Here is a 23,418-nt window from a genome sequence, read left to right on the forward strand (position 1 = left end):
ACCCCATCTCAACCCGTATGCAACCTGTATGCCGGAACCCGGAACAAATCCTCAGCAGGTCAGGCTATCCAGTGGTGGTGCTCCCCTGCTGGCAGCAGCCTCCCCAGGGGGAGTACCCCTCGTCAAGCCTGGTCATCCGGACTCTGTCCGGAAACGGCGCCTGCTTCACGCGCCGGTGGCCGCGGGGGCGACCGCGGGGCGGTTCTCCGCCGCCGGGAACTACCCTGGCCCGGTGAGTACTACACCTTCTGGCGCGGGTGACCGGCTGGTCCGGATCGGCGCGATCGTCTTCTTCATCGGCGCACTGTCCACCCTGGCCACCATGGCCCCCCTCTTCCTCGGCACCCATCCGCTGCCGTCCATCGCCTGGTCGCTGTGCATGCTGATGGGCGTCGGCTTCCTGATCGCTGCGGCGGGCGTGATCCGGTCGGTGCGGGCGGGGGCGGCGAAGCGGTAGGGCGGGTCGGACATCCGTGTGGCATGGGCATTCCTCTCATAGCTGCTGACTGATGCGGTGGATCAGGTCCTGGGTGTCCTGGCGCGGATCCGCGGATCCCGACGCATCTCCCTCGCCCCGCCGACTATGGAGAAGTCACCCCATCGCGGGAGCCCCGTCCATATGATCGGCCTCGGCTCCCGCGGGTGGGGCGGGAGCGACGACAGGAGGAGGAGACCATGTCGGAGATTTCCAGACGGTCGCTGCTGGGGTACTCGGGAACCGCCGCGGCCGGTGCCGTGTTCGCGTCCGCCGGGACGGCCAGGGCAGCCGGGACCGAGGAAGCGCAGTCGGCCCCGGCGGAGTTCGGCCCGGGGACTGAGTTCAAGGCGCAGCAGAGCATGGCCGAGTCCGACCTCATGATGGAGATGACGTTCAGCGTGCGGGTGGACTGGCCCAACGGTTCCCCGTCGGCGCAGGAGATCACAGCCCTGGAGGTGGCCCAGGCACTGTCCGCGATCGCCGAGTCGAAGGGCTGGCCGCCGCTCACCTTCTACGGCACTCCGGCTCCCGCGCCGCTGACCTGATCTGCCGCCGGAGGGCCCGCCCGTCACGGCCCTTCAACAGGGTGAACTCCCGTACCGCGAACACCGCTTCGTCACCGAGGAGGACGGCTTCGGGTACTGGCCGTACGGCCGCGCGCACCACCCATACGTACGCGAGATACCGGCCGCCGGGAAGCGGGAACCCGGCGGCCGGGGCGGGAGCGGCAGGGCAGAGGGAGCGCGGGAACGCACGGTGAAGCCGTGGGCTGCGGGGCGGGAGCCGGACGGCCGCGAGGATGCGGGAGTCAGCCCTGGCAGTGGCCCTCTTTGAGGGTGCGTACGAGGGCGGCCCACACGTGTGGTGTGGTGCGGAGTATCGCTCCGGTGGGGTCGCTGCTCTCAGTGAGCTTGACGCCGCCGACATCCGTGGCGACATGTACACACGAGTCTCCCTGGGCACAGTAGGACGACTTCTGCCAATGGTCGTGTGCGGGCATCGGCATTCCTCTCATAGCTGCTGACTGATGTGGTGGATCAGATCCCTGGTGTCCTGGGACGACAGTGCGGCGCCCTCAATTCTGCTGAACAGGGTCCGGTAGTTCCGCAGTTGAGTCTCGGCGTCGAGGAACGCGAGGCCGTGGGACTGATCGAGGTGGACGGTGTCCAGTTCGGGGACTCGGCCGTACGCGTAGTAGATGGACTGGCCGGAGCCGGGGATCGCGCCTGCCTTGAACGGGATGACCTGGATGGTGACGTGGTCCTCCTCGCTCGTGTCGAGGAGGCGCCGCAACTGCGCCCGCGCCGTCTTGGGGCCGCCGACTTCGGTGCGGAGCGCGGCCTCGTGGATGAGCGCTTGGTACGAGGTGGGCTCGGCCCCACACAGTACGGCCTGGCGCTTCATCCGGAAGGAGACACGGTGCTCGATGTCCGACGGCGGGAGCTCCGGAACATGCTGCCGGAAGATCTCCCGCGCGTGGTCGGCACTCTGGAGCAGTCCGGGGATGTGCGCCGCGATGGCACCGCGTAGTCGTTCTGCGTGGTATTCCAGCTCTGCAAGGTCCAGGAGAGAGGTCGGCAGGAGTTCCTGGTAATCGGACCACCAGCCGCGCTTCCGGTCATTGACCATGTCGACCAGAGCTTCGACGAAGGCGTGGTCGGAGCACTCGTAATTCTGCGCCATGGTGCGCAGCCGCTCGCCGCTCACCCCGAACCTGGCCGTTTCGATGTTGCTCAGCTGGCCCTGGCCGATGCCATGCACGCGTGCCGCCTCGGTGGCGGTGAGACCGGCACGCTCGCGCAACTTGCGCAGCTCGGTGGCGATCCGGATGCGCCGGCCGGTCGGGGCAGATCTGCCCGCCATGTAACTCCTCCTTTGCGGAGTCGAGTTCGACTCATCGCTCGCGCGAGGGAATCTGCGTGCCGTTTCACGGGCGCAGTGCAAGTAGAACTTGCAGAGGCCCTAGTCTCGGCCTCAGGCCACCCGCCCGGAAGCACCCCGCTCGACGGAGCGGCCTCGTCACCGGGCAGCAGGAAATCCGCGATCCAACTCCCTCCCGTGAACGGAGACTTCCATGGTCGGTTCCACGGTATCCCCGCCCTGGACATACACCCTCCAACTCCCGCAGGATCCCCGCGCCCCCGGCGTCGCCCGTACCACCCTCCGTAACGTCCTGCGCGTGCATGGCATGCGCGACCTCACGGAGACCGCCGAGCTGTTGGCGAGCGAGCTGGTCACCAACGCCTACCTGTACTCCTCGGGGCCGTACTCGCTCCGACTGCGCGACGCCGGGCGCAGCCGCGTACGGATGAGCGTGTGGGACACCGACCCGCACATCCCCGCCCCGTTCCGGTGGGGCGCACCTGCGCCGGAGGAACTGGCCGAGCGGGGAAGGGGGTTGTACCTCGTCACGCTGTACGCGGAGTGCTGGGGCGCGTACCCCATGCGGGGCGGGCTGCCCGGGCAGGGCGGGAAGCTGCTCTGGGTGGAGTGCGCGGCCAAGACGTAGCGGCCCCGCACATCAGCCCGCCACGTACCCCTCCAGCCACGCCGGGAACTCCGTCAGGGACGACAGGACGACGTCCGCGCCCGCCTCGCGGAGTTCGCGTTCGTCGCACGGGCCCGTGGCGACCGCGACCGACAGGGCGCCTGCGGTGCGGGCGCCGCGTACGTCGCCGGTGTGGTCGCCGACGTAGATGTGGGCGCCGTGCTCGCGCAGGGCGTGGCCCTTCGCCTCGGCCCACAGGCCGCCGATGACCGCGTCGGGCTCGATGCCCAGATGGGTCAGGTGGAGTTTCGCGCTCGGTTCGTGCTTGGCGGTGACGACCAGCGTCCGGCCGCCCCGTTCGCGGATCGCCGCGACCGACTCCCGGGCGCCCGGGAGCGCGAGGCTGGGGGCGATGGCGTGTGTGGCGTAGATCTCGCGGTAGCGGTCGGCGGTCGCCGCCACCTTGTCGGCGGGGAACCAGTTCCGCAGCTCCTCGTCGACCGGCGGGCCGAGCCTGCTCACCACCAGATCGGCGTCGATCGGCGTCCCCGTTTCGGCGGAAAGTGCCTGGTAGGCGGCCTTGATGCCGGGCCGGGTGTCGAGGAGCGTCATGTCGAGGTCGAAGCCGACCGTCAAGGGGTGCGAGGGCATGGCATCCATTGTCCGTGGGAGCCTCCGTCGCTCCGGCGCCGGTGCGGCCTTCGGGCCCGGAAGGGCCGTGCTTAGACTTAGCCAAGCCTAACCTTTGCACCGTTCGCGCCACTTGTTCTTCGCCACTTGCTCGTCACCACTTGATTGGGTCCGATGTCAGCCGCCGCACCTCGCCGCTCCAGACGCGCACTCGCGACGGCGGCGGCCGTCGTGGCGCTGCTCGTGGCGGTCCTCCTCAGCCTGGCCGTGGGGGCCCGCTCCATACCCCCGTCCGAAGTGTTCGACGTCCTGCTGCACGGCGGGCACTCCGACAACGCCGAAGTCATCCGGAACATGCGCGTGCCGCGCACCCTGATCGGGCTGATGGTCGGCGCCGCGCTGGCCATCGCGGGCACGGTGCTCCAGGGCATCACCCGTAACCCCATCGCCGACCCCGGCATCCTCGGCATCAGCCAGGGCGCCTCGGTGGGTGTGGTGCTGGCCATCGCGTACGCCGGGGTCCACAGCCTGACGGGGTACGTGTGGTTCGGCTTCGCGGGGGCGGCGATCGCCGCCGTCGCCGTGTACGCGATCGCGTCGAGCGGGCGCGGCGGCGCCACGCCCGTGAAGCTGGCGCTGGGCGGCGCCGCCATCAACGCGCTGCTGGTGTCGGTGGTCTCGGCGGTGCTGACGACCAAGGCGTCCGCGCTGGACGAGTTCCGCTTCTGGCAGGTCGGCTCGATCGCCGGGCGCGAGGCCGAGGTGGCGCAGCAGATCTGGCCGTTCCTGCTGGTGGGGATCCTGCTCGTGCTGTCCGTCGCCCGGGGGCTCGACGCGCTGGCGCTCGGCGAGGACGTCGCGAAGGGGCTCGGGCAGAACGTCGCGACGGTCCGGGTCGTCGGCGGCATCGGGGCCACGGTGCTGACCGGTGCCGGGGTCGCGGCGGCCGGGCCGATCGCGTTCATCGGGCTCGCCGTGCCGCACATCGCCCGCGCGGTCGTCGGCTCCGACCACCGCTGGGTGCTGCCGATGGCGGCGCTGATCGGGCCCGTGATGCTGCTGGTGTCGGATGTGATCGGCCGCGTCCTCTTCCCGCCGAGCGAGGTCCCGGCGGGTGTGATGACGGCGCTGATCGGGGTGCCGTTCCTGGTCGCCCTCGTACGCCGGAAGGCGGTGCCCGCATGAATGCCGGTACGGAGGTCCGGGCCGAGAGCCGGACGAAGGTCCGGGTGCGGCCCGCCGGGTACCACGTCGTACGGATCGGGGCGCGGGGGCGGTTCCTGCTGCACCGGCGGGCGGGCCTGGTCGCCGTCGCGCTCGTCGTGCTGCTGGCCGCCGTCTGTGTCGCGTACCTCTGCGTCGGCGAGAGCTTCGTCGCTCCCGGCGAGGTCGTGAAGGTGGTGCTGGGGCAGCCGTCCCCGGACGAGCTGGTCGTCGGCACGCTGCGGCTGCCGCGGATGACCGTGGGGCTGCTGGTCGGCGTGGCCTTCGGGATCGCCGGTGCGCTGATCCAGACCGTCGCCCGCAACCCCCTCGCCAGCCCCGACATCATCGGCATCAGCCAGGGCGCGAGCGCGCTCACGGTCGGCGCGATGACCTTCGGCATCACCTCGTACACCGTGCTGCCGTACCTCTCCGTCATCGGCGGGATGGCCGCGGCGGCGCTGGTGTACGTCTTCGCCTGGCGCGGCGGGCTGCACGCCACCCGCTTCGTCCTCATCGGCATCGGCTTCGCCATCGCGCTGCGCTCGGTCACCACGCTGTTCCTGACGAAGGGCGACTACCTGGTCGCCCAGCAGGCCCAGATCTGGATGACCGGCTCGCTCAACGGGCGCGGCTGGGCCGAGGTCGCGCCGATCGGCTGGACGCTGCTGATCCTGCTGCCCGCCGTGCTGTGGGCCGCCCGCGCCCAGCGCTCCGTCTCGATGGACGACGACACCGCGACCGGGCTCGGGGTGCGGCTGGGGCGGGTACGGCTGGGTCTGGTCGCGCTCGGCGTGATCCTGGCGTCCGTGGCGACCGGCACGGCCGGCCCGGTCGACTTCGTGGCGCTGCTCGCCCCGCAGATCGCCCGCCGGATGACCCGCACCGCGCAGATCCCGCTGTTCTGCTCGGCGCTGCTCGGCGCGGTGATCGTGGTGTTCGCGGACCTGCTGGCGCGCAGGCTCTTCTCGCCCACCGAACTGCCGGTGGGCGTACTGACGGCGGCGGTCGGCGCCCCGTATCTGATCTGGCTGATCATCCGCGGTCAGCGTGGCGGCCGCGGCCGTAGTGGAGGCACAGCATGAGTTCGACCCCGATGTCGTCCGACGCCATGGTGGCCGGGACGGCTGCGACCGGCTCCGCCGCGGCCACGACCGGTCGGCTCGGCGCGCGGGAGCTGACGCTCGCGTACGAGGACCGCACCGTCGTCGAGGCGCTGGACCTCGACATCCCGGACGGCCGGGTCACGGTCATCGTCGGCCCGAACGCCTGCGGCAAGTCGACCACCCTGCGCGCGCTCGGCCGGCTCCTGAAGCCGCGCGGCGGAACCGTGCTCCTCGACGGCACCGAGCTGTCGAAGATCCCCACCCGGAAGATCGCCCAGTCGATCGGGCTGCTGCCGCAGACCCCGGTGGCCCCGGAGGCGATCACCGTCAGCGACCTCGTCGCCCGCGGGCGCCAGCCGCACCAGCACTGGTGGCAGCAGTGGTCGGACGAGGACGAGCGGGCGGTGACGGACGCGATGGAGCGTACGGATGTCACCGCGCTCGGCGACCGGTCCGTGGACGAGCTGTCCGGCGGTCAGCGCCAGCGGGTCTGGATCGCGATGGCGCTCGCCCAGGAGACCGATCTGCTGCTGCTCGACGAGCCGACCACGTACCTCGACATCGCCCATCAGGTGGAGGTCCTGGACCTGGTGCGCCGGCTCACCGCCCCGGCGGCGGACGGAACCCGCGGCCGGACCGTCGTCACCGTGCTCCACGACCTCAACCAGGCCGCCCGGTACGCGGACCACCTGGTCGCCATGAAGGCGGGCCGGATCGTCGCCGAGGGCAGCCCGCAGGACATCGTCACCGCCGGACTCGTGCGCGAGGTCTTCGGGCTGGAAGCGGTGGTCGTCCCGTGCCCGGTGACGGGTTCGCCGCTCGTGGTGCCGGGGGCGCCGTGGCAGGCCGACACGGCTTCGTGAGCCCGCGCGCATCCCCACTTCTGACTTCTGACTTCTGACTTCTGACTGATGGCTGCGGACTGCGGGCTGCCGGCTGCGGGCTGCCGGCTTCTGACTCCTGACCTCCTGACTCCTGACTCCTGACTCCTACGAAAGGCACCCCCATGGCCCCCTCCGTCCGCCGTCGCGGTCTCGCTCTCGGCGCCCTCTCCCTGGCCGGCGCGCTCACGCTCACCGCCTGCGGTTCGTCCGACTCCGGCTCCGGCTCCGGCAGCGCGGACGGTGGCTCCGCCGCCGCGAAGACCCACACCGTCAAGACGGCCATGGGCGATGTCGAGGTCCCGGTCGCCCCCGAGCGCGTCGTGGTGCTGGACACCGGTGAGCTGGACTCCGCGCTGACCCTCGGCGTACAGCCGGTCGGCGCGACGCACTCGGCGTCGGAGGAAAGCTTCCCCTCGTACCTGCCGGCGGACCGGACCAAGGGCATCAAGGAGGTGGGCGAGATCGCCAACCCCAACCTGGAGACCGTCGCCTCGCTGAAGCCGGACCTGATCCTCACCTCCAAGGTGCGGGACGGCGACCGCTACGAGCAGCTGAAGGCGATCGCCCCGACCGTGATGACGGAGTCCACCGGAACGGCCTGGAAGGAGAACTTCCAGCTGCACGCGGAGGCGCTCGGCAAGCAGGCCGAGGCGAAGAAGGCCGTCGCCGCGTACGACGCCCACGTCGCGAAGGTGACCGAGGCGGTCGGCGGCAAGGAGAAGGCCGCCGCCACCGAGGTCAACTTCGTCCGCTTCGTCGAGGGTGCCGACATCCGCATCTACGGCAAGCAGAACTACATCGGCTCGATCCTCGCCGACCTGGGCATGGGCCGCCCCGCAATCACCGACAAGGCCAAGGACGGCTTCTCGTACGACGTGTCGCCCGAGAAGATCGACCTCGCGGACGCGGACGTCGTCTTCACGTCGACGTACGGCGACCCGGCGAAGGCGGGGACGACGAAGACGATGAACAGCGGCCTGTGGAAGGGGCTGAAGGCGTCCAAGGACGGCAAGGTCTTCAAGGTCGACGACCGGCTGTGGATCGCGGGCATCGGCTACACCGCCGCGGACAAGATCCTCGACGAGTTCCAGGCGAAGATGACCGGCTGACGTTCCTTCATTCCGGGCGACGGCTTCCTCCATTCCGGGCGACGGCGCCCGGCCGTCACGGCCGTGGTCTCCGCGACCGCCACACCAGGTAGAGCGCGGAGGCCACGGCCGCCCCCCGCACCACCCACGGCCACATCTCACCGATCGCGTCGCTCATCTGCCCGGCCCCGATGGGCTCGCCCCACCGGCCGTCGGTCCTGCCCCACAGCCAGACCAGCGCGCCCGCCGCGACCACACCCGGCAGCCCCATCGCGGCCCACTTCGCCTCCGCGCGGGACAGCGTGCGCGAGCTGTACGCGAGGAGCCAGCCACCTGCCAGGGCCAGCCAGGACCCCGTCACGACGCCCGCCAGCAGCAGCACGGCGGCGAGCAGCAGCAGCGGGTGGGAGAAGCCGTGGCCGCCCGCCCCGCGCTCGCGCGGCGCACGGCGGCCGAGCCGCAGGAGCCGGCGGCGGCGCGGCGCGGTCTCCTCCGCTTCACCCTCTTCGCCCGCTTCGCCCTCTTCTGCCTCTTCTGCCTCTTCCTCCGCGTCCGCCGCGTCCGCCGCGTCCTTTTCGTGTCGCGCCACGCGCGGGCGTGGCACCGCGTCCCGGGACGGCGGCGGCTTCATCATGTCCGGGACCTCGACGCCGCCGACGAACCCCGGCACGTCGACCCCGGCACCGAACGGCCCGGGTTCGACCCGCCACCAGTCGGCCTCGCCCCCGGACGGGCCCAGCTCGTCCGTACCGGCCATGTGCGGCGGCGACGGCACGTGGCCGTCCGGCGCGGCGGGCGCGGCGAATGCGTCCGGCACACCAGGTCCGTCCGGCACACCGGCTCCGCCCGGGGCACCAGGTCCGTCCGGCGCACCCGGTCCGGGCTCCTGCGGCCGCGACGCGCCCTTGCCAGAACTGTCTTTGCCGTCCTTCCGGAGCATCCCCTTGCGCGGACGGGGAATGCCGCGCCCCACGTCCGCCACGGGCTCCGGCCGCCCCGCGAGTTCGACCGTCCCGTCGCCCGACGCGGCCGCGGCGGCCACCAGTTCGTCCGGTGCGCCGAGCCTCCCGATGATGCGGCGGACCGCCGCCGGACTGTCCCCGGACTGCTTTCCGCGCTGCCGGTCGATCTCGCCCCGGAGCGTCGAGACGAGCCGCATCCGGGCTGCCGAGGACAGTTGTTGCTGCTGTGCCAGGTCCCCGACCCGGCTCAGATAGTCGTAGACCAGCTGGTCGCTCTCGATCCCCACGCGATCGTTCCCCTCTACCGCCCTGCACCGACGGTAGCGCCCTGAGAGCCTCTCAGGTCTGTCCGGAGCGACTACCGTGGGACGGATGGGGATGACCACACCACCGCGGACGCTCGCCGAAGCGCTCCGGGCCCGGGACGACGAGTCGTTGGCCGCGCTGCTGCGCGCCCGTCCCGATCTCCTCAGCCCGGTGCCCGGCGACATCACCCAGCTCGCGACGAGGGCCGGCACCCGCGCCTCCGTCGTACGCGCGCTGGAGCACCTCGACAAGTTCGCCCTGCAGACCGCCGAGGCGCTCGCGGTGGCCGCCGACCCCGCCCCGTACGAGACGCTGCTCGGCCTGCTCACCGGTGACGGCCGGGACGACGGCGAGCACCGCGACGACGCGGGTACGGCGATCGCCGACGCGCTGCCCGGCGCCCTGGCCACGCTGCGCGAACAGGCCCTGGTCTGGGGCGAGGGCGAGCGGCTGCGGCTGGTGCGCACGGCGCGCGAGATCCTCGCGCCGTCCCCTCAGCACGCCTCCCCCACCGGTCTCGGGCCGACCGTCGCCGAGGCGACCTCCGGCATGTCCCCGGGCCGCCTCCAGGAGATCCTGGCCGCGGCCGGGCTGCCCGCCACGCACGACCCGGTCTCCGCCGTGACCGCCCTGTCCGCGCTCTTCACCGACCGGGCCAGGATGGGCGAACTGCTGGACTCCGCCCCGGCCGAGGCCCTGTCCGTGCTGGACCGGCTGGTGTGGGGGCCGCCGTACGGGGAGGTGACCCCGAACCCCACCCCGCCCGTGAAGTGGCTGCGCGACCACGGGCTGCTGCTGCCGGTGTCGACCCGCACCGTGGTGCTGCCCCGCGAGGCCGCCCTGCATCTGCGGGCGGGACGCGCCCACCGCGTACCGGAGCCGCGGCCGCCGGCCGTGGAGGCGGTCGCCAGCCGCGATCCACAGGCTGTGGACAGCGCCGCGGCCGGCCAGGCGCTGCTGGCCGTGAACACCGTCGAGGAACTGCTGAAGAGCTGGAACGGCGGCGGGCCCCCGATACTGCGGGCCGGCGGGCTCAGCGTCCGCGAGCTGAAGAAGGCCGCCACCGCCCTGGAGGTCCCCGAGCCGGTCGCCGCGTTCTGGGTCGAACTCGCCTACGCGGCCGGGCTGCTGGCCTCCGACGGGGAGGCCGACGAGCGGTACGCGCCGACGCCCGCGTACGACGACTGGGCCGACCTCCCCGCCCAGGAACGCTGGACGCGCCTCGCCACCGCCTGGCTCGCCACCACCCGCACCCCGGGCCTGGTCGGCGGCCAGGACGCCAAGGGCCGGGCCCTGTCCGCACTGGGCCCCGAGCTCGACCGCTCCGCGGCCCCGGAGGTACGCCACCGGGTCCTCGCCCTCCTCGCCGGCCTGGAACCCGGCACCGCCCCCGACCCGGAGACCGTCCTCGCCCGGCTGCGCTGGGAACGCCCCCTGCGCGGCGCCTCCGCCTCGGCCGGGGACGGCACGGACCTGCGGTCCCGGATCGCCCTGTGGACGCTCAACGAGTCCGAGCTCCTCGGCATCACCGGCCGCGGCGCGCTCGCCGCGCACACCCGCGCCCTGCTCGACGCCGGACCGGCCGAGGCCGCCACGCTGCTCGCGCCGCTCATCCCGGAGCCGCTGGACCACGTGCTGCTCCAGGCCGACCTGACGGCCGTCGCCCCCGGCCCGCTGGAACGCCCCCTGGCCGACATGCTCTCCGCCCTCGCGGACATCGAGTCGAAGGGCGGCGCGACGGTCTACCGCTTCACCCCCGGCTCCGTGCGCCGCGCCCTGGACGCCGGGCAGTCCGCGGCCGACCTGCACGCCTTCCTCGCCGCCCACAGCCGCACGCCCGTCCCGCAGCCGCTCAGCTACCTCATCGACGACGTCGCCCGCCGCCACGGCCACCTCCGGATCGGCGCCGCCTCCTCGTACGTGCGCTGCGACGACGAGGCCGTGCTGAACGAGATCCTGGCCGACAAGCGCTCGGCCACCCTGCGGCTGCGCCGCCTCGCACCGACCGTCCTGGCCGCCCAGGTAGACCCGGCGTCCCTGCTGGAAGGGCTGCGCGACATGGGATACGCCCCGGCCGCCGAGTCCGCCGAGGGCGACGTCCTGATCACCCGCGCGGGCGCCCGCCGCACCCCGCCCCGCACCGCCCCCGTCCCCGTCCCCGAGGGCCCTCCGGTGCCGGACGCCACCCTGCTCGGCGCGGCGGTCCGGGCGATCCGGGCGGGGGACACGGCCGCCACGGTGGTCCGCAAGGACGCCCCGGAGTCCCCCGGCGCCCCCGAGGCCACGCCCGGCGCCCTGCCCCGTACGACCTCCGCCGAGACCCTCGCCACCGTCCAGGCCGCCGCGATGACCGGTTCGGCGCTCTGGATCGGTTACGTGAACGCGGACGGGGCCGCCAGCCAGCGCGTCATCGCTCCGGTCCGGGTCGAGGGCGGCTTCGTCACGGCGTACGACCACACGGCGGACGAGGTCCGCACGTACCCGCTGCACCGCATCACCGGCGTCGCGGAACTGGCGGACGACCAGACGGCGTGATGGAGGCGAGGGGTGCGCCCCCGTCCTCGTTCCCGTCGCGCAGTGCGGGCGAATCGGGGGCGGGCCGACTGTCCGAAGGGCAGACTCTGGCGTGTCCACGACACTGGAGGGGGATGTCATGCGGCGCACCGATGCGGCCAGGCAGCTGGGGGGATTCGTCCGTGAGCACCGTACCGACGGGGGCAGACGGATGCGGCAGGCCGGAATCCTGCTCGTCGTCGGAGCGGTGGGCCTGGCCTTCGGAATACCGGTGACCATCGCGTCGATCGGCACCACCGACGGGGCTCCGCAGCTGGCCGGCCTGCTGCTCGGCGTCGGGCTGGTGGGGCTGGGCCTGGGGATCTGGCGGCTGATCCAGGGCTTCCGTACCCGTGAGCAGAGCTTCGACGTCCACGAGCGGGGACTGACCCACCGGGTGGCGGGCACCGCGACCCTGATCCCGTGGCAGGACATCGCGTCCGTCGGCGCGCACGGCGATGACGGCCGGCCGCTGGCCGAGGCCCGCGGCATGGGCTTCACCTGCAACATCACGCTGACCGACGGACGCGCGATCCGCATCGACACCTTCACCGAGGACGCCCGGCAACTGGCGGTGACCGCCCACCGCGCCGTGCACCTGGGTCAGCTCCCCGAAGGACGCGGCCACCGCCGGAGGGACTGACCGACGGACGGGCCACCGCCGGACGGACCGACGGGCGGGCACGCGGGTCCGTACTCGGCACGATCGCGCCCGTACCCGGCACGATCGCGCCCGTACCCGGCACGACGGTGCCAGTACCCGGCACGACCGCGCCCGCATGCGGCACACTGGACGTTTGGCCGCATCCGTGGCCGCACCCCGCAGAAAGGGCCGACGCGCGTGACCGGACCCCTCATCGTCCAGAGCGACAAGACGCTGCTCCTCGAAGTCGATCACGACCAGGCGGACGCCTGCCGTCGTGCCATCGCGCCCTTCGCCGAGCTGGAGCGAGCGCCCGAGCACATCCACACCTACCGGCTGACCCCGCTCGGGCTGTGGAACGCGCGGGCCGCCGGGCACGACGCCGAGCAGGTCGTCGACGCGCTCGTGCAGTACTCGCGCTATCCCGTTCCGCACGCGCTGCTCGTCGACATCGCCGAGACGATGGCCCGGTACGGCCGCCTCACCCTGTCCAAGCACCCGGTCCACGGCCTGGTGCTGACCTCCACCGACCGGCCCGTGCTGGAGGAGATCCTCCGCTCGAAGAAGGTGCAGCCGCTGGTCGGGGCGCGGATCGACCCGGACACCGTGGCCGTGCACCCGTCCGAGCGCGGGCAGATCAAGCAGACCCTGCTGAAGCTGGGCTGGCCGGCCGAGGACCTCGCCGGATACGTGGACGGCGAGGCGCACCCCATCGATCTCGCCGAGGACGGCTGGGCGCTGCGGCCGTACCAGAAGCAGGCCGTCGAGGGGTTCTGGCACGGCGGCTCGGGTGTCGTCGTACTGCCCTGCGGTGCGGGCAAGACGCTGGTCGGGGCCGGTGCGATGGCCCAGGCGAAGGCGACCACGCTGATCCTGGTGACGAACACCGTCTCGGCCCGGCAGTGGAAGCACGAGCTGGTGAAGCGGACCTCGCTGACCGAGGACGAGATCGGCGAGTACAGCGGTACCCGCAAGGAGATCCGGCCGGTCACCATCGCCACGTACCAGGTGCTGACGACCCGTCGCAAGGGCGTCTACCCGCACCTGGAACTGTTCGACTCCCGCGACTGGGGGCTGGTGATCTACGACGAGGTGCATCTGCTGCCCGCGCCCGTCTTCAAGTTCACCGCCGATCTCCAGGCCCGGCGGCGGCTCGGCCTCACGGCGACGCTGGTGCGTGAGGACGGCCGCGAGTCGGACGTCTTCTCGCTGATCGGGCCCAAGCGATTCGACGCCCCGTGGAAGGAGATCGAGGCGCAGGGCTACATCGCGCCGGCCGACTGCGTCGAGGTGCGGGTCAATCTGACGGACTCGGAGCGCCTCGCGTACGCGACCGCCGAGGCCGAGGAGAAGTACCGGTTCTGTGCGACGACCGCGACGAAGCGGAAGGTGACGGAGGCGCTGGTGCGCAAGCACCGCGGCGAGCAGACCCTGGTCATCGGGCAGTACATCGACCAGCTCGACGAGCTGGGCGAGCACCTGAACGCCCCGGTGATCAAGGGCGAGACGAGCAACGCCCAGCGCGAGAAGCTCTTCGACGCGTTCCGGGAGGGCGAGCTCAACGTCCTGGTCGTCTCGAAGGTCGCGAACTTCTCCATCGACCTGCCGGAGGCGACCGTCGCCATCCAGGTGTCGGGGACGTTCGGCTCGCGCCAGGAGGAGGCGCAGCGCCTGGGCCGGGTGCTGCGGCCGAAGGCGGACGGGCACGAGGCGCGGTTCTACTCGGTGGTCGCGCGCGACACGATCGACCAGGACTTCGCGGCGCACCGCCAGCGGTTCCTGGCCGAGCAGGGGTACGCGTACCGGATCGTGGACGCGGACGAGCTGCTGACCGAGAACACCGAGAACTGAGACAGCGGTCGAAGGCAGCGGTCAGCGGCGATCAGCGGCGGTCAGCGGCGGTCAGCTGCCGAAGACCAGCAGGGGCGGCAGGGACGCCGTGATCACCGCGTGCGGCAGGAACGCGAAGGCCGTGGCCCGGCGACGGGCCGCGGTCCAGCGCGAGCGCCACGGCAGCATCCACGTGACGAGCAGGCCCAGAGGTGTCACGTACGGAATCGACCTGGCGGCGGTCCCCATGACGCTGCGGGTGGCTTCGGCGCCCCAGGAGCAGCCGTCGCGCACGTCGTCGCAGTTGCCGGGGCCCAGGAAGGCGAAGAGGACGACCATCAGGGCCGCGTAGGAGAGGATCACCGCGGCCACGGTGGCGATGGCGGGGGCGATCCAGCCGTCGAGGCGGATCGGGTCCTCGGGCGGCGTGGGCTTCGTCGGGGCGGGGTTCTCCATGCCGCTACCCAATCCCGGGGCAGGGCCGGGCCACCTCCGGTCGGATACTCATACCGGGGCGGTTCCGGGTACTCAGCGGGACCTGTGGCGGACGCCCGCCTCCTCCGCGTACTCGCCGAGCACGACCACGCCGAACGCGGCGCGGGCGAAGACCTTGACGGCGCGGACCGCGTCGCCGACACGGTGGGGGCGGTAGTGACCGGTGGCCGCGGTCGCGCCGTGCGCGGGGCCGGTCCTGCGGGGGTTCAGAAGGACTGTGCTCATGTATTCCATGGTCCTGCGCCCGGCCGGAACGGGCATCGGCCCTCAGGCTGAATCCGGCGGGGGCGCGGGTGGACCCACGGGCGGAAACCGGCGGTGGTCCGGGTAGGTCTGCGGTCGGATGCCGTCCCCTACGGGATGGACCCGGCGGTGAACCCGGCGGTGAACCCGGCCGTGGACCCGGCGGTGGACCCGGCAGGCGGGATCAGGGGTCCCGGCGGTAATCCGCTCGCCCCGGGCGGCCTCGGTCGATACAATCGCCGGTCTGCCCGCCTCCCGCACCGTGGTACCGGCAGCGGCCCGCGAGGGCCCGCCGGCAGCCGGGGGAGCGCCGCCGACCGGACGGAAACCGGCCGACAGCCGTACGCGCACCTGCTGCGCGTACCCGTGATCGATCCCCGAGCGGACCGCATCGCCCCGAGCACCGTCCGGGGCCGGACGTGGTCCGCCGTCCTGCGTTGAACAGCCGGAGGCAAGACCGTGCCCGCGCACGAACACGAGAGCGACACCACCAACGATCCGCTGGCTCGCGAACGCGCCCATCTCACCGCGTCCCGCGCCGCGCTGCGCGCCATGCGTGAGGACGCCCAGGCCCTGGACATCCGCGATGTCACCGCGAACTGGGTCAACGCGGCAGTACTTCAGGCCCAGATCGACGAGCGCATCAAGTCGCTCGCCGATCTCGCCCACACCCCGCTCTTCTTCGGGCGCCTGGACTATCTGCACCGGGTCGGTGCGGATCGGGCCGAAGGGGCGGAGGGCGAGCAGTTCTACATCGGACGCCGCCATGTCCACGATGCCGACGGCGACCCGATGGTCATCGACTGGCGCGCGCCCGTCTCGCAGCCGTTCTACCGGGCCTCCAAGAAGGACCCCCAGGACGTGGGGCAGCGCCGCCGGTTCGGCTACACCGGCGGTGAGCTGACCGCGTACGAGGACGAGCACCTCACCGATCCCGCCGAGGCCGAGCAGACGAGCAGGCTCCTGCAGGCGGAGATCGAGCGGCCGCGCGTCGGCCCGATGCGGGACATCGTCGCGACGATCCAGCCGGAGCAGGACGAGATCGTCCGCAGCGAGCTCGGCGGAACGGTCTGTGTGCAGGGTGGTCCCGGCACCGGCAAGACGGCCGTGGGCCTGCACCGGGTGGCGTACCTGCTGTACGCGCACCGCGAGCGGCTGGCCCGTACCGGCACGCTGGTCATCGGGCCGAACCGGTCCTTCCTCCAGTACATCGAGCAGGTGCTGCCGGCCCTCGGCGAGCTGGCGGTGCAGCAGGCGACCGTCGACGATCTGGTGACGGCCGGCATCGAGGTCCGCGGCACGGACGCGGCGGCCGCCGCCGTCGTCAAGGGCGACGCCCGGATGGCCGAGGTGCTGCGGCGGGCGATCCGTTCGCATGTGACGCCCCCGGTGGAGCCGGTCGTGGTGGTGCGCGGTTCGCGGCGCTGGCGGGTGCCCGCGTACGAGATCGCGGAGATGGTCGACGAGCTGCTGGCCCGCGACATGCGGTACGGCTCCGCCCACGAAGCGCTTCCGCAGCGCATCGCGCACGCCGTCCTGGTCCGGATGGAGGAGGCGGGCGAGGCCCCCGACGACCGGGTGCAGAACGCGGTGGCCCGCAACCCCGCGGTGAAGGCGGCCGTGAAGGCGATCTGGCCGGCCGTCGACCCGGCGAAGCTGGTGCTGCGGCTGCTGTCCGACGCGGAGTTCCTGGCCGCCCACGCCCAGGGACTGCTCACCGAGGACGAGCAGAAGGCGATCCTGTGGGCGAAGCCGGCCCGGAGCGTGAAGTCGGCGAAGTGGTCGGCGGCGGACGCGGTGCTGATCGACGAGGCGAACGACCTGGTGGCGCGGACGCATTCGCTCGGCCATGTGGTGCTCGACGAGGCGCAGGACCTGTCCCCCATGCAGTACCGGGCGGTGGGCCGGCGCTGCACGACCGGTTCGGCGACGGTCCTCGGTGACCTGGCGCAGGGCACGACGCCCTGGTCGACGGAGAGCTGGGCGCAGGCGCTGCACCATCTCGGCAAGTCGGACGCGGTGGTGGAGGAGCTGACGGCGGGCTTCCGTGTGCCGCGCGAGGTGATCGCGTACGCCTCGCGGCTGCTGCCGGTGATCTCGCCGGGCCTCGCGGCGGTGGAGTCGGTGCGTGAGTCGCCGGGTTCGCTGGAGGTACGGGAGGTGGCCGGTCCGGCGGAGCTGGACGCGGCGGTACTGGCGGAGTGCGAGGCGTCCCTGAAACGGGAGGGTTCGATCGGCCTGATCGCCGCCGACGCCCGGATCCCCGCGCTGGCCGAGGCCCTGAGCGCGGCGGGCCACGCGTACCTCTCCCCCGGCGAGGAGACGACCGCCGAGTCCCGGCTGACCCTGGTCCCGGCGTCGCTGGCGAAGGGCCTGGAGTACGACTACGTGGTGCTGGACGAGCCGGCCGCGGTGGTGGACGGCGAGCCGGACGAGCGCACGGGCCTGCGCCGCCTGTACGTGGCGCTGACGCGAGCGGTGTCGGGGCTGACGGTGGTACACGCGGCGGAGCTGCCGGACGAGCTGGCGAAATCCAGCCCCTCCGGCGTTTGAGGAGCGGGGGTCCGGGGGCGGAGCCCCCGGATACGGGAAGGGGCGGGGTAAGGAACCAGGCCCGCCGCAGGCGACCCGCCCCACCCCGCCCCGCACCCGCTACGCGTCGAGCACCGTTCGCCACTCCCGTACCGCCGCCGCGTCCACCGGCCCCGACCACCCGTGCGGTCGCGCCGCACCGCCGATGTGCACCGCGTCGATGCCCGCGGCCAGCAGCTCCGGCAGGTGTTCGAGCCGCAGCCCGCCCCCCACCAGGATCTGCGGCTCGTAGCCGGGCTCGCCCTGGCGCGCCGCCTCCACCAGCAGCGTCGGGATGCCGTCGTCGACGCCCTTGGGCGAGCCGGCGGTGAGGTACGTGTCCAGGCCGGGCAGGTCCGCCAGCTGCTTGCGCAGGGCGTCCCGGTCGGCGGCCCGGTCGATCGCGCGGTGGAAGGTCCAGCGGCAGCCGTCCAGCTCGGCGACGAGCCGTTCGACGGCGACCAGGTCCGGGTGGCCCTCGGCGTCGAGGAACCCGAGCACGAATTCCTCGGCCCCCGCCGCGCGCAGCTCGCGCGCCTTCGCCACCAGCACCTCGATGTCACCGGCCGCGAAGCCGTCCGCCACCCTGAGCATCACCCGCAGCGGAATGTCCACCGCCGCCCGGATCTCCGCGAAGGTCGCACAGGACGGGGTCAGGCCGTCCGACGCCATGTCGGTGACCAGCTCAAGCCGGTCCGCACCACCCGCCTGGGCGGCGATCGCGTCCTCGGCGTCGAGAGCGATCACCTCCAGGACTGCACGGTTGCTCATGGGCCCCATCCTCCAGGAAGCATCAATAGGTCTAGTCCAATGGCCAGCCTACGGGTCAGTACACCGAGGATGCAGCCTCAATGCCAGCCGAAGATACGTGAGGTCAGCCGCACATCGGGTGATCGAATGATCACGAGGCGGATCCGGCGGTACATCCGCCCTTGCGTTTCATAGGGGAGGGGGGTATACCTGAGTCAGCAATGCATACCCCCTAGGGGTATCAACGTCTCCGCCAGGGAGGACATCGTGTCCGCGCACACCGCCACAACCGGCACCGGTACCGCCACCGGCACCGCCGCAGAGGTCGAGCTCGCGATCGGCGGCATGACCTGCGCCTCCTGCGCGGCCCGTATCGAGAAGAAGCTCAACCGGATGGACGGCGTCGAGGCCACCGTCAATTACGCCACCGAGAAGGCCAAGGTCAGCTACCGGGGCGAGGACATCTCCGTACAGGACCTGATCGCCACCGTCGAGAAGACCGGCTACACCGCGCACGAGCCCGCTCCCCCGGCGCGCACCGCCGAGGACGGCGCCGCCGCCCCCGGCGCCGGCGAGGCCGACGAGCTGCGGCCCCTGCGCCAGCGGCTGCTGACCGCTGTCGCGCTCGCCGTGCCGGTGATCGCGATGTCGATGATCCCGGCGCTCCAGTTCGACTACTGGCAGTGGCTCTCGCTGACGCTGACGGCCCCGGTCGTCACGTACGCCGCCTGGCCGTTCCACAAGGCCGCGTTCACCAACGCCCGGCACGGCGCGGCGACGATGGACACGCTGATCTCGGTCGGCACCACGGCCGCGTTCCTCTGGTCGCTGTGGGCGCTGTTCTTCGGCACGGCGGGCATGGTCGGCATGACCCACCCGTTCGAGCTGACCATCGGGCGGAGCGACGGCGCGGGCAACATCTACCTGGAGGCCGCCGCCGGAGTCACCGCCTTCATCCTGGCCGGCCGCTACTTCGAGGCCCGGTCCAAGCGGAAGGCGGGCGCGGCTCTCAAGGCGCTGCTCGAACTCGGCGCCAAGGAAGTGACCGTGCTGCGCGGCGGCCGTGAGGTGACCGTGCCCACCGCCGAACTCCAGGTCGGGGACCGGTTCCTGGTCCGCCCCGGCGAGAAGATCGCCACCGACGGCACCGTCGTCGAGGGTGCCTCGGCCGTGGACGCGTCCATGCTGACCGGCGAGTCCGTGCCCGTGGAGGTCGGCGTCGGCGACTCCGTCACCGGGGCGACGCTCAACGCGGGCGGCCGGCTCGTCGTGGAGGCCACCCGGATCGGCGCCGACACCCAGCTCGCCAGGATGGCGAAGCTCGTCGAGGACGCCCAGAACGGCAAGGCTGCGGCCCAGCGCCTCGCGGACCGGATCTCCGCCGTCTTCGTACCCGTGGTCATCGCCCTGGCGCTCGGCACGCTCGGCTTCTGGCTCGGCAACGGCGGGGGCCTGACCGCCGCGTTCACCGCCGCCGTCGCCGTACTGATCATCGCCTGCCCCTGCGCCCTGGGCCTGGCCACCCCCACCGCCCTCATGGTCGGCACCGGGCGCGGCGCCCAGCTCGGCATCCTGATCAAGGGCCCGGAAGTCCTGGAGACCACCCGCCGCGTCGACACGATCGTCCTGGACAAGACCGGCACCGTCACCACCGGCCGCATGACCCTCCTCGACGTCCACACCGCCGAGGGCACCACCGAGACCGACGTACTGCGCCTCGCCGGAGCCCTGGAACACGCCTCCGAGCACCCCATCGCCCAGGCCGTCGCCACCGGAGCCACCGAACGCACCGGCACCACCCTCCCCACCCCCGAGGACTTCGCCAACATCGCCGGACTCGGCGTCCAGGGCGTCGTCGAGGGCCACGCCGTCCTCGTCGGCCGTGAGCAGCTGCTCGCCGAGTGGGAGATCCACCTCCCCGTGGAGCTGGCCCGCCGCAAGGCCGAGGCGGAGGCCGCGGGCCGGACGGCCATCGCGGTGGCCTGGGACGGCGAGGCACGGGCGGTGCTCGAAGTCGCCGACGCGGTGAAGGACACCAGCGCGGAGGCCATCGAGCGGCTGCGGGCCCTGGGCCTCACCCCGATCCTGCTGACCGGCGACAACCGGGCGGTGGCCGAGGCGGTCGCGGCCGAGGTCGGGATCGAGAAGGTGTACGCGGAGGTCATGCCGGAGGACAAGGTCGACGTCGTCAAGAAGCTCCAGGCGGAGGGCCGTTCGGTCGCCATGGTCGGCGACGGGGTCAACGACGCGGCCGCCCTCGCCCAGGCCGATCTGGGCCTGGCGATGGGGACCGGCACGGACGCCGCGATCGAGGCCGGCGACCTGACGCTGGTACGCGGCGACCTGCGGGCCGCGGCGGACGCCATCCGGCTGTCGCGCAAGACCCTCGGCACCATCCGTACGAACCTGTTCTGGGCCTTCGCCTACAACGTGGGCGCCCTGCCGCTCGCCGCGGCCGGGCTGCTCAACCCGATGATCGCGGGCGCCGCGATGGCCTTCTCCTCGGTCTTCGTGGTCGGCAACTCGCTGCGGCTGCGGGGGTTCAGGGCGGCGGCGTAGGGACGGGGCCCGGCCCCTCAGGCGGTCGGGGAACCGTGGGGTAGGGGGCCTCCCGTGCTCGGGAGGCCCCCTACCCCACCACCACGAACCGCACGCGCACCCCCGGCACCGCCTGTGCCGCCCCCACCAGCGCGGCCTCCGGCACCACCCCCACCACCGGGTATCCCCCCGTCGTCGGATGGTCGTTGAGGAACACCACCGGCCGCCCGTCCGGCGGTATCTGGACGGCCCCCAGGACCATGCCCTCGCTCGGCAGCTCCCCCTCCCGCGCACGTTCCAGCACGGGCCCCTCCGTCCGCAGCCCGATGCGGTTGCTGTGCGGCGACACCCTGTACGCGGCGGTGGCGAGAGTCCGCAGCGCGCCGTCCGTGAACCAGGCATGACGTGGCCCCAGCCGAACCGGCAGGACGAGTTCGGTGGGCACCCCCGGCCACGGCACGGCGTCCGGTACCGGCGGAACGGGCCCCGCAGGCGTCCCCAGCGGCTCCACATCCCCGTCCCGCAGCGGCGCCGGCCCCAGCCCGGACAGCAGGTCCGCCGAACGACTGCCGAGCACCGGTTTCGGCGCCAGGCCGCCACGGAACGCCAGATAGCTCCGCAGACCGTCCTCAGCCGGACCGGCGTCCAGCACCGCTCCCGCCGGTACGGGAACGGGGACGCCCCATGCCACCGGTCGCCCGTCCACCGTGACGCGGCACGCGGCACCGCCCACCACAACCACCGTGGAACGTCTGGGCCGTACCCCGCACCCGGTGGCCGTCGTCTCCAGTACCGCCGCGTCCTCCGCATTGCCGACCAGCCGGTTGGCGAGGCGGAGGGCCGGTGCGTCCAGTGCGCCGGCCCTGGGTACCCCGAGGTGTGCCCAGCCGGCCCGCCCCTCGTCCTGCACGGTGGTCAGCGCCCCGGCCCGGACCACATCGAGAGCGTCCGTCGTCTCGGTCACTCCGCCGCCCCTGCCGCCCCGGCTCCCCTTGTCGCCCCTGCCACCACGAACCGCACCCGCACACCCGGCCTCAGCAACGCCGCCGGTTCTCGTGCCGGGTCCCACAGCTCCTCGGGGTCCGGCATCCGCCCGATGAGCTGCCATCCTCCGGGCGACGCGCGCGGGTACACCCCGGCGTACGGCCCCGCGAGACCCACCGCCCCCGCCGGGACCTTCGTGCGCGGAGTCGCACGCCGCGGCACATGAAGGTGACCGGGCAGGCCGGTCAGATAGCCGAAGCCGGGCGCGAACCCACAGAACGCCACCCGGAACTCCGTATCGGCATGAATGCCCGGCACCTCGTCGGCGTCGACGCCCCACGTCCTGGCGACCTCGTCGAGATCCGGCCCGTCGTAGACGACAGGGATCTCGACCGCGTCCCCGGACCCACGCCGCATCGGCGGTATCTGCCAGGACACGAGTTCGCGGGCGAACCGCACCCGGGCCTGACGCGTATGGTCCGCGATGCCGTCGAGCAGCACGCTTCGCGCGCCAGGCACAACCTCCCTCATGGCGGGCAGTTCGCCGCGCGCACGGCGGCGCAACAGCTCGACATGGAAGGCCTCGGCATGCTCGGCGGAGGACAACTCGACGAGCAGCGCCTCCCGGCCGACGGGCAGCACCAGCACCTCGGCGCCGAATCCGTCTCCGTTCGCGCGTCGACGGTGAGAATTCAGTTCCCGAACCCTTCACCGAGGTCCGCGTCGAGACCCATCGAACGGGCTGGACTCGTCAGATCCATCACGGGCGCACACTAGCGATTACCCGATAATCCGACAATGGCTGTTCCTGCTCGAATCGGAGCAGGAACAACCGTACGGGGACTGGCCGTTCCGCCGACCGCACAAGCACGTCGCGGAGCCCCTCAGCACCGTCCCATCCCGGGCCAGGGCCTTTCGTTAGGGTCGTCCCATGACCGACAGCTCGCGTGCGAACGGTGCCCCCGACGGGGCGGACCGTACCGACGACTCCCTCCGTGAACGCTGGCGGGAGGCGCTCACCCGCGCCCGGGGCGGCGCCCCCGGCCCCGACCCGCTGCCGTACGCCGACAACCTCCTGGCGCGCTGGGCCGAGCCGCAGCGGCGGTACCACACCACCGCGCACCTGGTCGCGGTGCTGGATCACGTCGACACGCTCGCCGGGTACGCGGCCGACCCGGACGCGGTACGCCTCGCCGCCTGGTTCCACGACGCGGTATACCGGCCCGACCGGTCCGAGAACGAGGAGCGCAGCGCCGCGCTGGCCGAGCGCGCCCTCGCGGAGGCCGGTGTGCCGGACGGGGTCACGGCGGAGGTGGCCCGGCTCGTACGGCTCACCGTCACCCACGACCCGGCGGACGGCGACAGCAACGGCGAGGTGCTCTGCGACGCGGATCTGGCCATCCTCGCGGCGCCCCCGGGCCAGTACGCGGCCTACGCGGCGCAGGTGCGCGAGGAGTACGGCTTCGTGCCCGACGACGCGTTCCAGGAGGGGCGGGCGACGGTGCTGCGCCAGTTGCTCGGGCTGCCGCGACTGTTCCGTACGCCGTACGGGGCGGAGCACTGGGAGCCGCGGGCCCGGCAGAACCTGATGACCGAATGGGAGCTGCTCAGCCACTGAGCCGCGGCGGCCGGGGAATGCCAGGGGCGTGGCCGCTGTTGGCAGCTG

At 72.6% G+C, this 23,418-nt stretch carries 22 protein-coding genes; 13 read left to right on the top strand and 9 right to left on the bottom strand.

Annotated features, from left to right (window positions below; genetic code table 11):
* The first annotated feature begins 232 nt into the window (after positions 1-232).
* Positions 233-457, top strand: a complete 225-nt coding sequence (locus tag ACFYY1_RS19875) for a hypothetical protein (RefSeq protein WP_266730718.1) — start codon at positions 233-235, stop codon at positions 455-457.
* A 218-nt stretch (positions 458-675) separates the two neighbouring features.
* The gene (locus ACFYY1_RS19880) at positions 676-1,023 is read left to right on the top strand and encodes a hypothetical protein (protein ID WP_358944701.1); all 348 of its coding nucleotides are present in this window, start codon (positions 676-678) and stop codon (positions 1,021-1,023) included.
* Between the two features lie 263 nt (positions 1,024-1,286).
* Here the strand turns inward: ACFYY1_RS19880 and ACFYY1_RS19885 are convergent, their stop codons facing one another.
* Positions 1,287-1,493, bottom strand: a complete 207-nt coding sequence (locus ACFYY1_RS19885; RefSeq protein WP_388587102.1) for a DUF397 domain-containing protein — start codon at positions 1,491-1,493, stop codon at positions 1,287-1,289.
* Positions 1,490-2,341 (bottom strand): helix-turn-helix transcriptional regulator, encoded by an 852-nt coding sequence (locus ACFYY1_RS19890; protein WP_388587105.1) that lies wholly within the window; start codon positions 2,339-2,341, stop codon positions 1,490-1,492. The genes ACFYY1_RS19885 and ACFYY1_RS19890 overlap by 4 nt, the downstream gene beginning before the upstream one ends.
* 211 nt (positions 2,342-2,552) lie before the next feature.
* Between ACFYY1_RS19890 and ACFYY1_RS19895 the strand changes: the two genes are divergently transcribed.
* Positions 2,553-2,987, top strand: coding sequence for an ATP-binding protein (locus ACFYY1_RS19895; protein ID WP_388587108.1), 435 nt, complete (start codon positions 2,553-2,555; stop codon positions 2,985-2,987).
* Between the two features lie 12 nt (positions 2,988-2,999).
* On the opposite strand, the gene ACFYY1_RS19900 is transcribed toward ACFYY1_RS19895, so the two are convergent.
* Positions 3,000-3,617 (bottom strand): HAD family hydrolase, encoded by a 618-nt coding sequence (locus ACFYY1_RS19900; protein ID WP_388587110.1) that lies wholly within the window; start codon positions 3,615-3,617, stop codon positions 3,000-3,002.
* A gap of 153 nt (positions 3,618-3,770) precedes the next feature.
* On the opposite strand from ACFYY1_RS19900, the gene ACFYY1_RS19905 reads away from it, so the two are divergent.
* From ACFYY1_RS19905 to ACFYY1_RS19920, 4 genes are all read left to right on the top strand, one after another.
* Positions 3,771-4,781 (top strand): FecCD family ABC transporter permease, encoded by a 1,011-nt coding sequence (locus ACFYY1_RS19905; protein ID WP_388587112.1) that lies wholly within the window; start codon positions 3,771-3,773, stop codon positions 4,779-4,781.
* On the top strand, positions 4,778-5,884 hold the full coding sequence (locus ACFYY1_RS19910) for a FecCD family ABC transporter permease (RefSeq protein WP_388587114.1): 1,107 nt from the start codon (positions 4,778-4,780) through the stop codon (positions 5,882-5,884). The genes ACFYY1_RS19905 and ACFYY1_RS19910 overlap by 4 nt, the downstream gene beginning before the upstream one ends.
* A 26-nt stretch (positions 5,885-5,910) precedes the next feature.
* Positions 5,911-6,768, top strand: coding sequence for an ABC transporter ATP-binding protein (locus ACFYY1_RS19915; RefSeq protein WP_388587559.1), 858 nt, complete (start codon positions 5,911-5,913; stop codon positions 6,766-6,768).
* Positions 6,769-6,911: 143 nt separating this feature from the next.
* Entirely contained in the window at positions 6,912-7,898 is a 987-nt protein-coding gene (locus ACFYY1_RS19920) for an ABC transporter substrate-binding protein (RefSeq protein ID WP_388587117.1), read from the top strand.
* A gap of 55 nt (positions 7,899-7,953) precedes the next feature.
* On the opposite strand, the gene ACFYY1_RS19925 is transcribed toward ACFYY1_RS19920, so the two are convergent.
* Positions 7,954-9,126 (bottom strand): hypothetical protein, encoded by a 1,173-nt coding sequence (locus ACFYY1_RS19925; protein ID WP_388587120.1) that lies wholly within the window; start codon positions 9,124-9,126, stop codon positions 7,954-7,956.
* Between the two features lie 85 nt (positions 9,127-9,211).
* On the opposite strand from ACFYY1_RS19925, the gene ACFYY1_RS19930 reads away from it, so the two are divergent.
* The 3 genes from ACFYY1_RS19930 to ACFYY1_RS19940 all read left to right on the top strand — a co-directional run bounded on the left by ACFYY1_RS19930 (position 9,212) and on the right by ACFYY1_RS19940 (position 14,192).
* Complete coding sequence (locus ACFYY1_RS19930) at positions 9,212-11,680, top strand: helicase C-terminal domain-containing protein (RefSeq protein WP_388587122.1); 2,469 nt, start codon at positions 9,212-9,214, stop codon at positions 11,678-11,680.
* Between the two features lie 118 nt (positions 11,681-11,798).
* Entirely contained in the window at positions 11,799-12,341 is a 543-nt protein-coding gene (locus tag ACFYY1_RS19935) for a hypothetical protein (protein ID WP_388587125.1), read from the top strand.
* Positions 12,342-12,539: 198 nt separating this feature from the next.
* Positions 12,540-14,192, top strand: a complete 1,653-nt coding sequence (locus ACFYY1_RS19940) for a DNA repair helicase XPB (protein WP_376632232.1) — start codon at positions 12,540-12,542, stop codon at positions 14,190-14,192.
* A 51-nt stretch (positions 14,193-14,243) separates the two neighbouring features.
* Here the strand turns inward: ACFYY1_RS19940 and ACFYY1_RS19945 are convergent, their stop codons facing one another.
* Positions 14,244-14,627, bottom strand: a complete 384-nt coding sequence (locus ACFYY1_RS19945) for a hypothetical protein (RefSeq protein WP_388587127.1) — start codon at positions 14,625-14,627, stop codon at positions 14,244-14,246.
* Positions 14,628-14,699: 72 nt separating this feature from the next.
* Positions 14,700-14,891 carry a hypothetical protein gene (locus ACFYY1_RS19950; RefSeq protein ID WP_388587129.1) on the bottom strand — a complete coding sequence of 64 codons (192 nt, stop codon included), beginning with the start codon at positions 14,889-14,891 and terminating at the stop codon, positions 14,700-14,702.
* A 477-nt stretch (positions 14,892-15,368) separates the two neighbouring features.
* On the opposite strand from ACFYY1_RS19950, the gene ACFYY1_RS19955 reads away from it, so the two are divergent.
* Complete coding sequence (locus tag ACFYY1_RS19955) at positions 15,369-17,462, top strand: HelD family protein (RefSeq protein ID WP_388587131.1); 2,094 nt, start codon at positions 15,369-15,371, stop codon at positions 17,460-17,462.
* A 99-nt stretch (positions 17,463-17,561) separates the two neighbouring features.
* On the opposite strand, the gene ACFYY1_RS19960 is transcribed toward ACFYY1_RS19955, so the two are convergent.
* Positions 17,562-18,251, bottom strand: a complete 690-nt coding sequence (locus ACFYY1_RS19960; RefSeq protein WP_388587133.1) for a copper homeostasis protein CutC — start codon at positions 18,249-18,251, stop codon at positions 17,562-17,564.
* 246 nt (positions 18,252-18,497) lie between these two features.
* Here ACFYY1_RS19960 and ACFYY1_RS19965 point away from each other — a divergent pair, with 246 nt between their 5' ends.
* Complete coding sequence (locus ACFYY1_RS19965) at positions 18,498-20,789, top strand: heavy metal translocating P-type ATPase (RefSeq protein ID WP_388587136.1); 2,292 nt, start codon at positions 18,498-18,500, stop codon at positions 20,787-20,789.
* Positions 20,790-20,859: 70 nt separating this feature from the next.
* On the opposite strand, the gene ACFYY1_RS19970 is transcribed toward ACFYY1_RS19965, so the two are convergent.
* Positions 20,860-21,732, bottom strand: a complete 873-nt coding sequence (locus tag ACFYY1_RS19970) for a biotin-dependent carboxyltransferase family protein (protein WP_388587138.1) — start codon at positions 21,730-21,732, stop codon at positions 20,860-20,862.
* Positions 21,729-22,394 carry an allophanate hydrolase subunit 1 gene (locus ACFYY1_RS19975; RefSeq protein ID WP_388587561.1) on the bottom strand — a complete coding sequence of 222 codons (666 nt, stop codon included), beginning with the start codon at positions 22,392-22,394 and terminating at the stop codon, positions 21,729-21,731. Before ACFYY1_RS19975 ends, ACFYY1_RS19970 begins: the two co-directional genes overlap by 4 nt.
* Positions 22,395-22,683: 289 nt before the next feature.
* On the opposite strand from ACFYY1_RS19975, the gene ACFYY1_RS19980 reads away from it, so the two are divergent.
* Complete coding sequence (locus ACFYY1_RS19980) at positions 22,684-23,370, top strand: hypothetical protein (RefSeq protein ID WP_388587141.1); 687 nt, start codon at positions 22,684-22,686, stop codon at positions 23,368-23,370.
* Positions 23,371-23,418 lie beyond the last annotated feature (48 nt).

The sequence above is a fragment of the Streptomyces sp. NPDC001890 genome (genome assembly GCF_042891445.1).
Classification (GTDB): Bacteria; Actinomycetota; Actinomycetes; order Streptomycetales; family Streptomycetaceae; genus Streptomyces.

Coding starts and splice junctions, on each gene's coding strand:
- ACFYY1_RS19880 (WP_358944701.1), top strand. CDS start 676: ATGTCGGAGATTTCCAGACGGTCGCTGCTGGGGTACTCGGGAACCGCC.
- ACFYY1_RS19885 (WP_388587102.1), bottom strand. CDS start 1,493: ATGAGAGGAATGCCGATGCCCGCACACGACCATTGGCAGAAGTCGTCC.
- ACFYY1_RS19890 (WP_388587105.1), bottom strand. CDS start 2,341: ATGGCGGGCAGATCTGCCCCGACCGGCCGGCGCATCCGGATCGCCACC.
- ACFYY1_RS19895 (WP_388587108.1), top strand. CDS start 2,553: ATGGTCGGTTCCACGGTATCCCCGCCCTGGACATACACCCTCCAACTC.
- ACFYY1_RS19900 (WP_388587110.1), bottom strand. CDS start 3,617: ATGCCCTCGCACCCCTTGACGGTCGGCTTCGACCTCGACATGACGCTC.
- ACFYY1_RS19905 (WP_388587112.1), top strand. CDS start 3,771: ATGTCAGCCGCCGCACCTCGCCGCTCCAGACGCGCACTCGCGACGGCG.
- ACFYY1_RS19910 (WP_388587114.1), top strand. CDS start 4,778: ATGAATGCCGGTACGGAGGTCCGGGCCGAGAGCCGGACGAAGGTCCGG.
- ACFYY1_RS19915 (WP_388587559.1), top strand. CDS start 5,911: ATGGTGGCCGGGACGGCTGCGACCGGCTCCGCCGCGGCCACGACCGGT.
- ACFYY1_RS19920 (WP_388587117.1), top strand. CDS start 6,912: ATGGCCCCCTCCGTCCGCCGTCGCGGTCTCGCTCTCGGCGCCCTCTCC.
- ACFYY1_RS19930 (WP_388587122.1), top strand. CDS start 9,212: ATGGGGATGACCACACCACCGCGGACGCTCGCCGAAGCGCTCCGGGCC.
- ACFYY1_RS19935 (WP_388587125.1), top strand. CDS start 11,799: ATGCGGCGCACCGATGCGGCCAGGCAGCTGGGGGGATTCGTCCGTGAG.
- ACFYY1_RS19945 (WP_388587127.1), bottom strand. CDS start 14,627: ATGGAGAACCCCGCCCCGACGAAGCCCACGCCGCCCGAGGACCCGATC.
- ACFYY1_RS19950 (WP_388587129.1), bottom strand. CDS start 14,891: ATGAGCACAGTCCTTCTGAACCCCCGCAGGACCGGCCCCGCGCACGGC.
- ACFYY1_RS19960 (WP_388587133.1), bottom strand. CDS start 18,251: ATGAGCAACCGTGCAGTCCTGGAGGTGATCGCTCTCGACGCCGAGGAC.
- ACFYY1_RS19980 (WP_388587141.1), top strand. CDS start 22,684: ATGACCGACAGCTCGCGTGCGAACGGTGCCCCCGACGGGGCGGACCGT.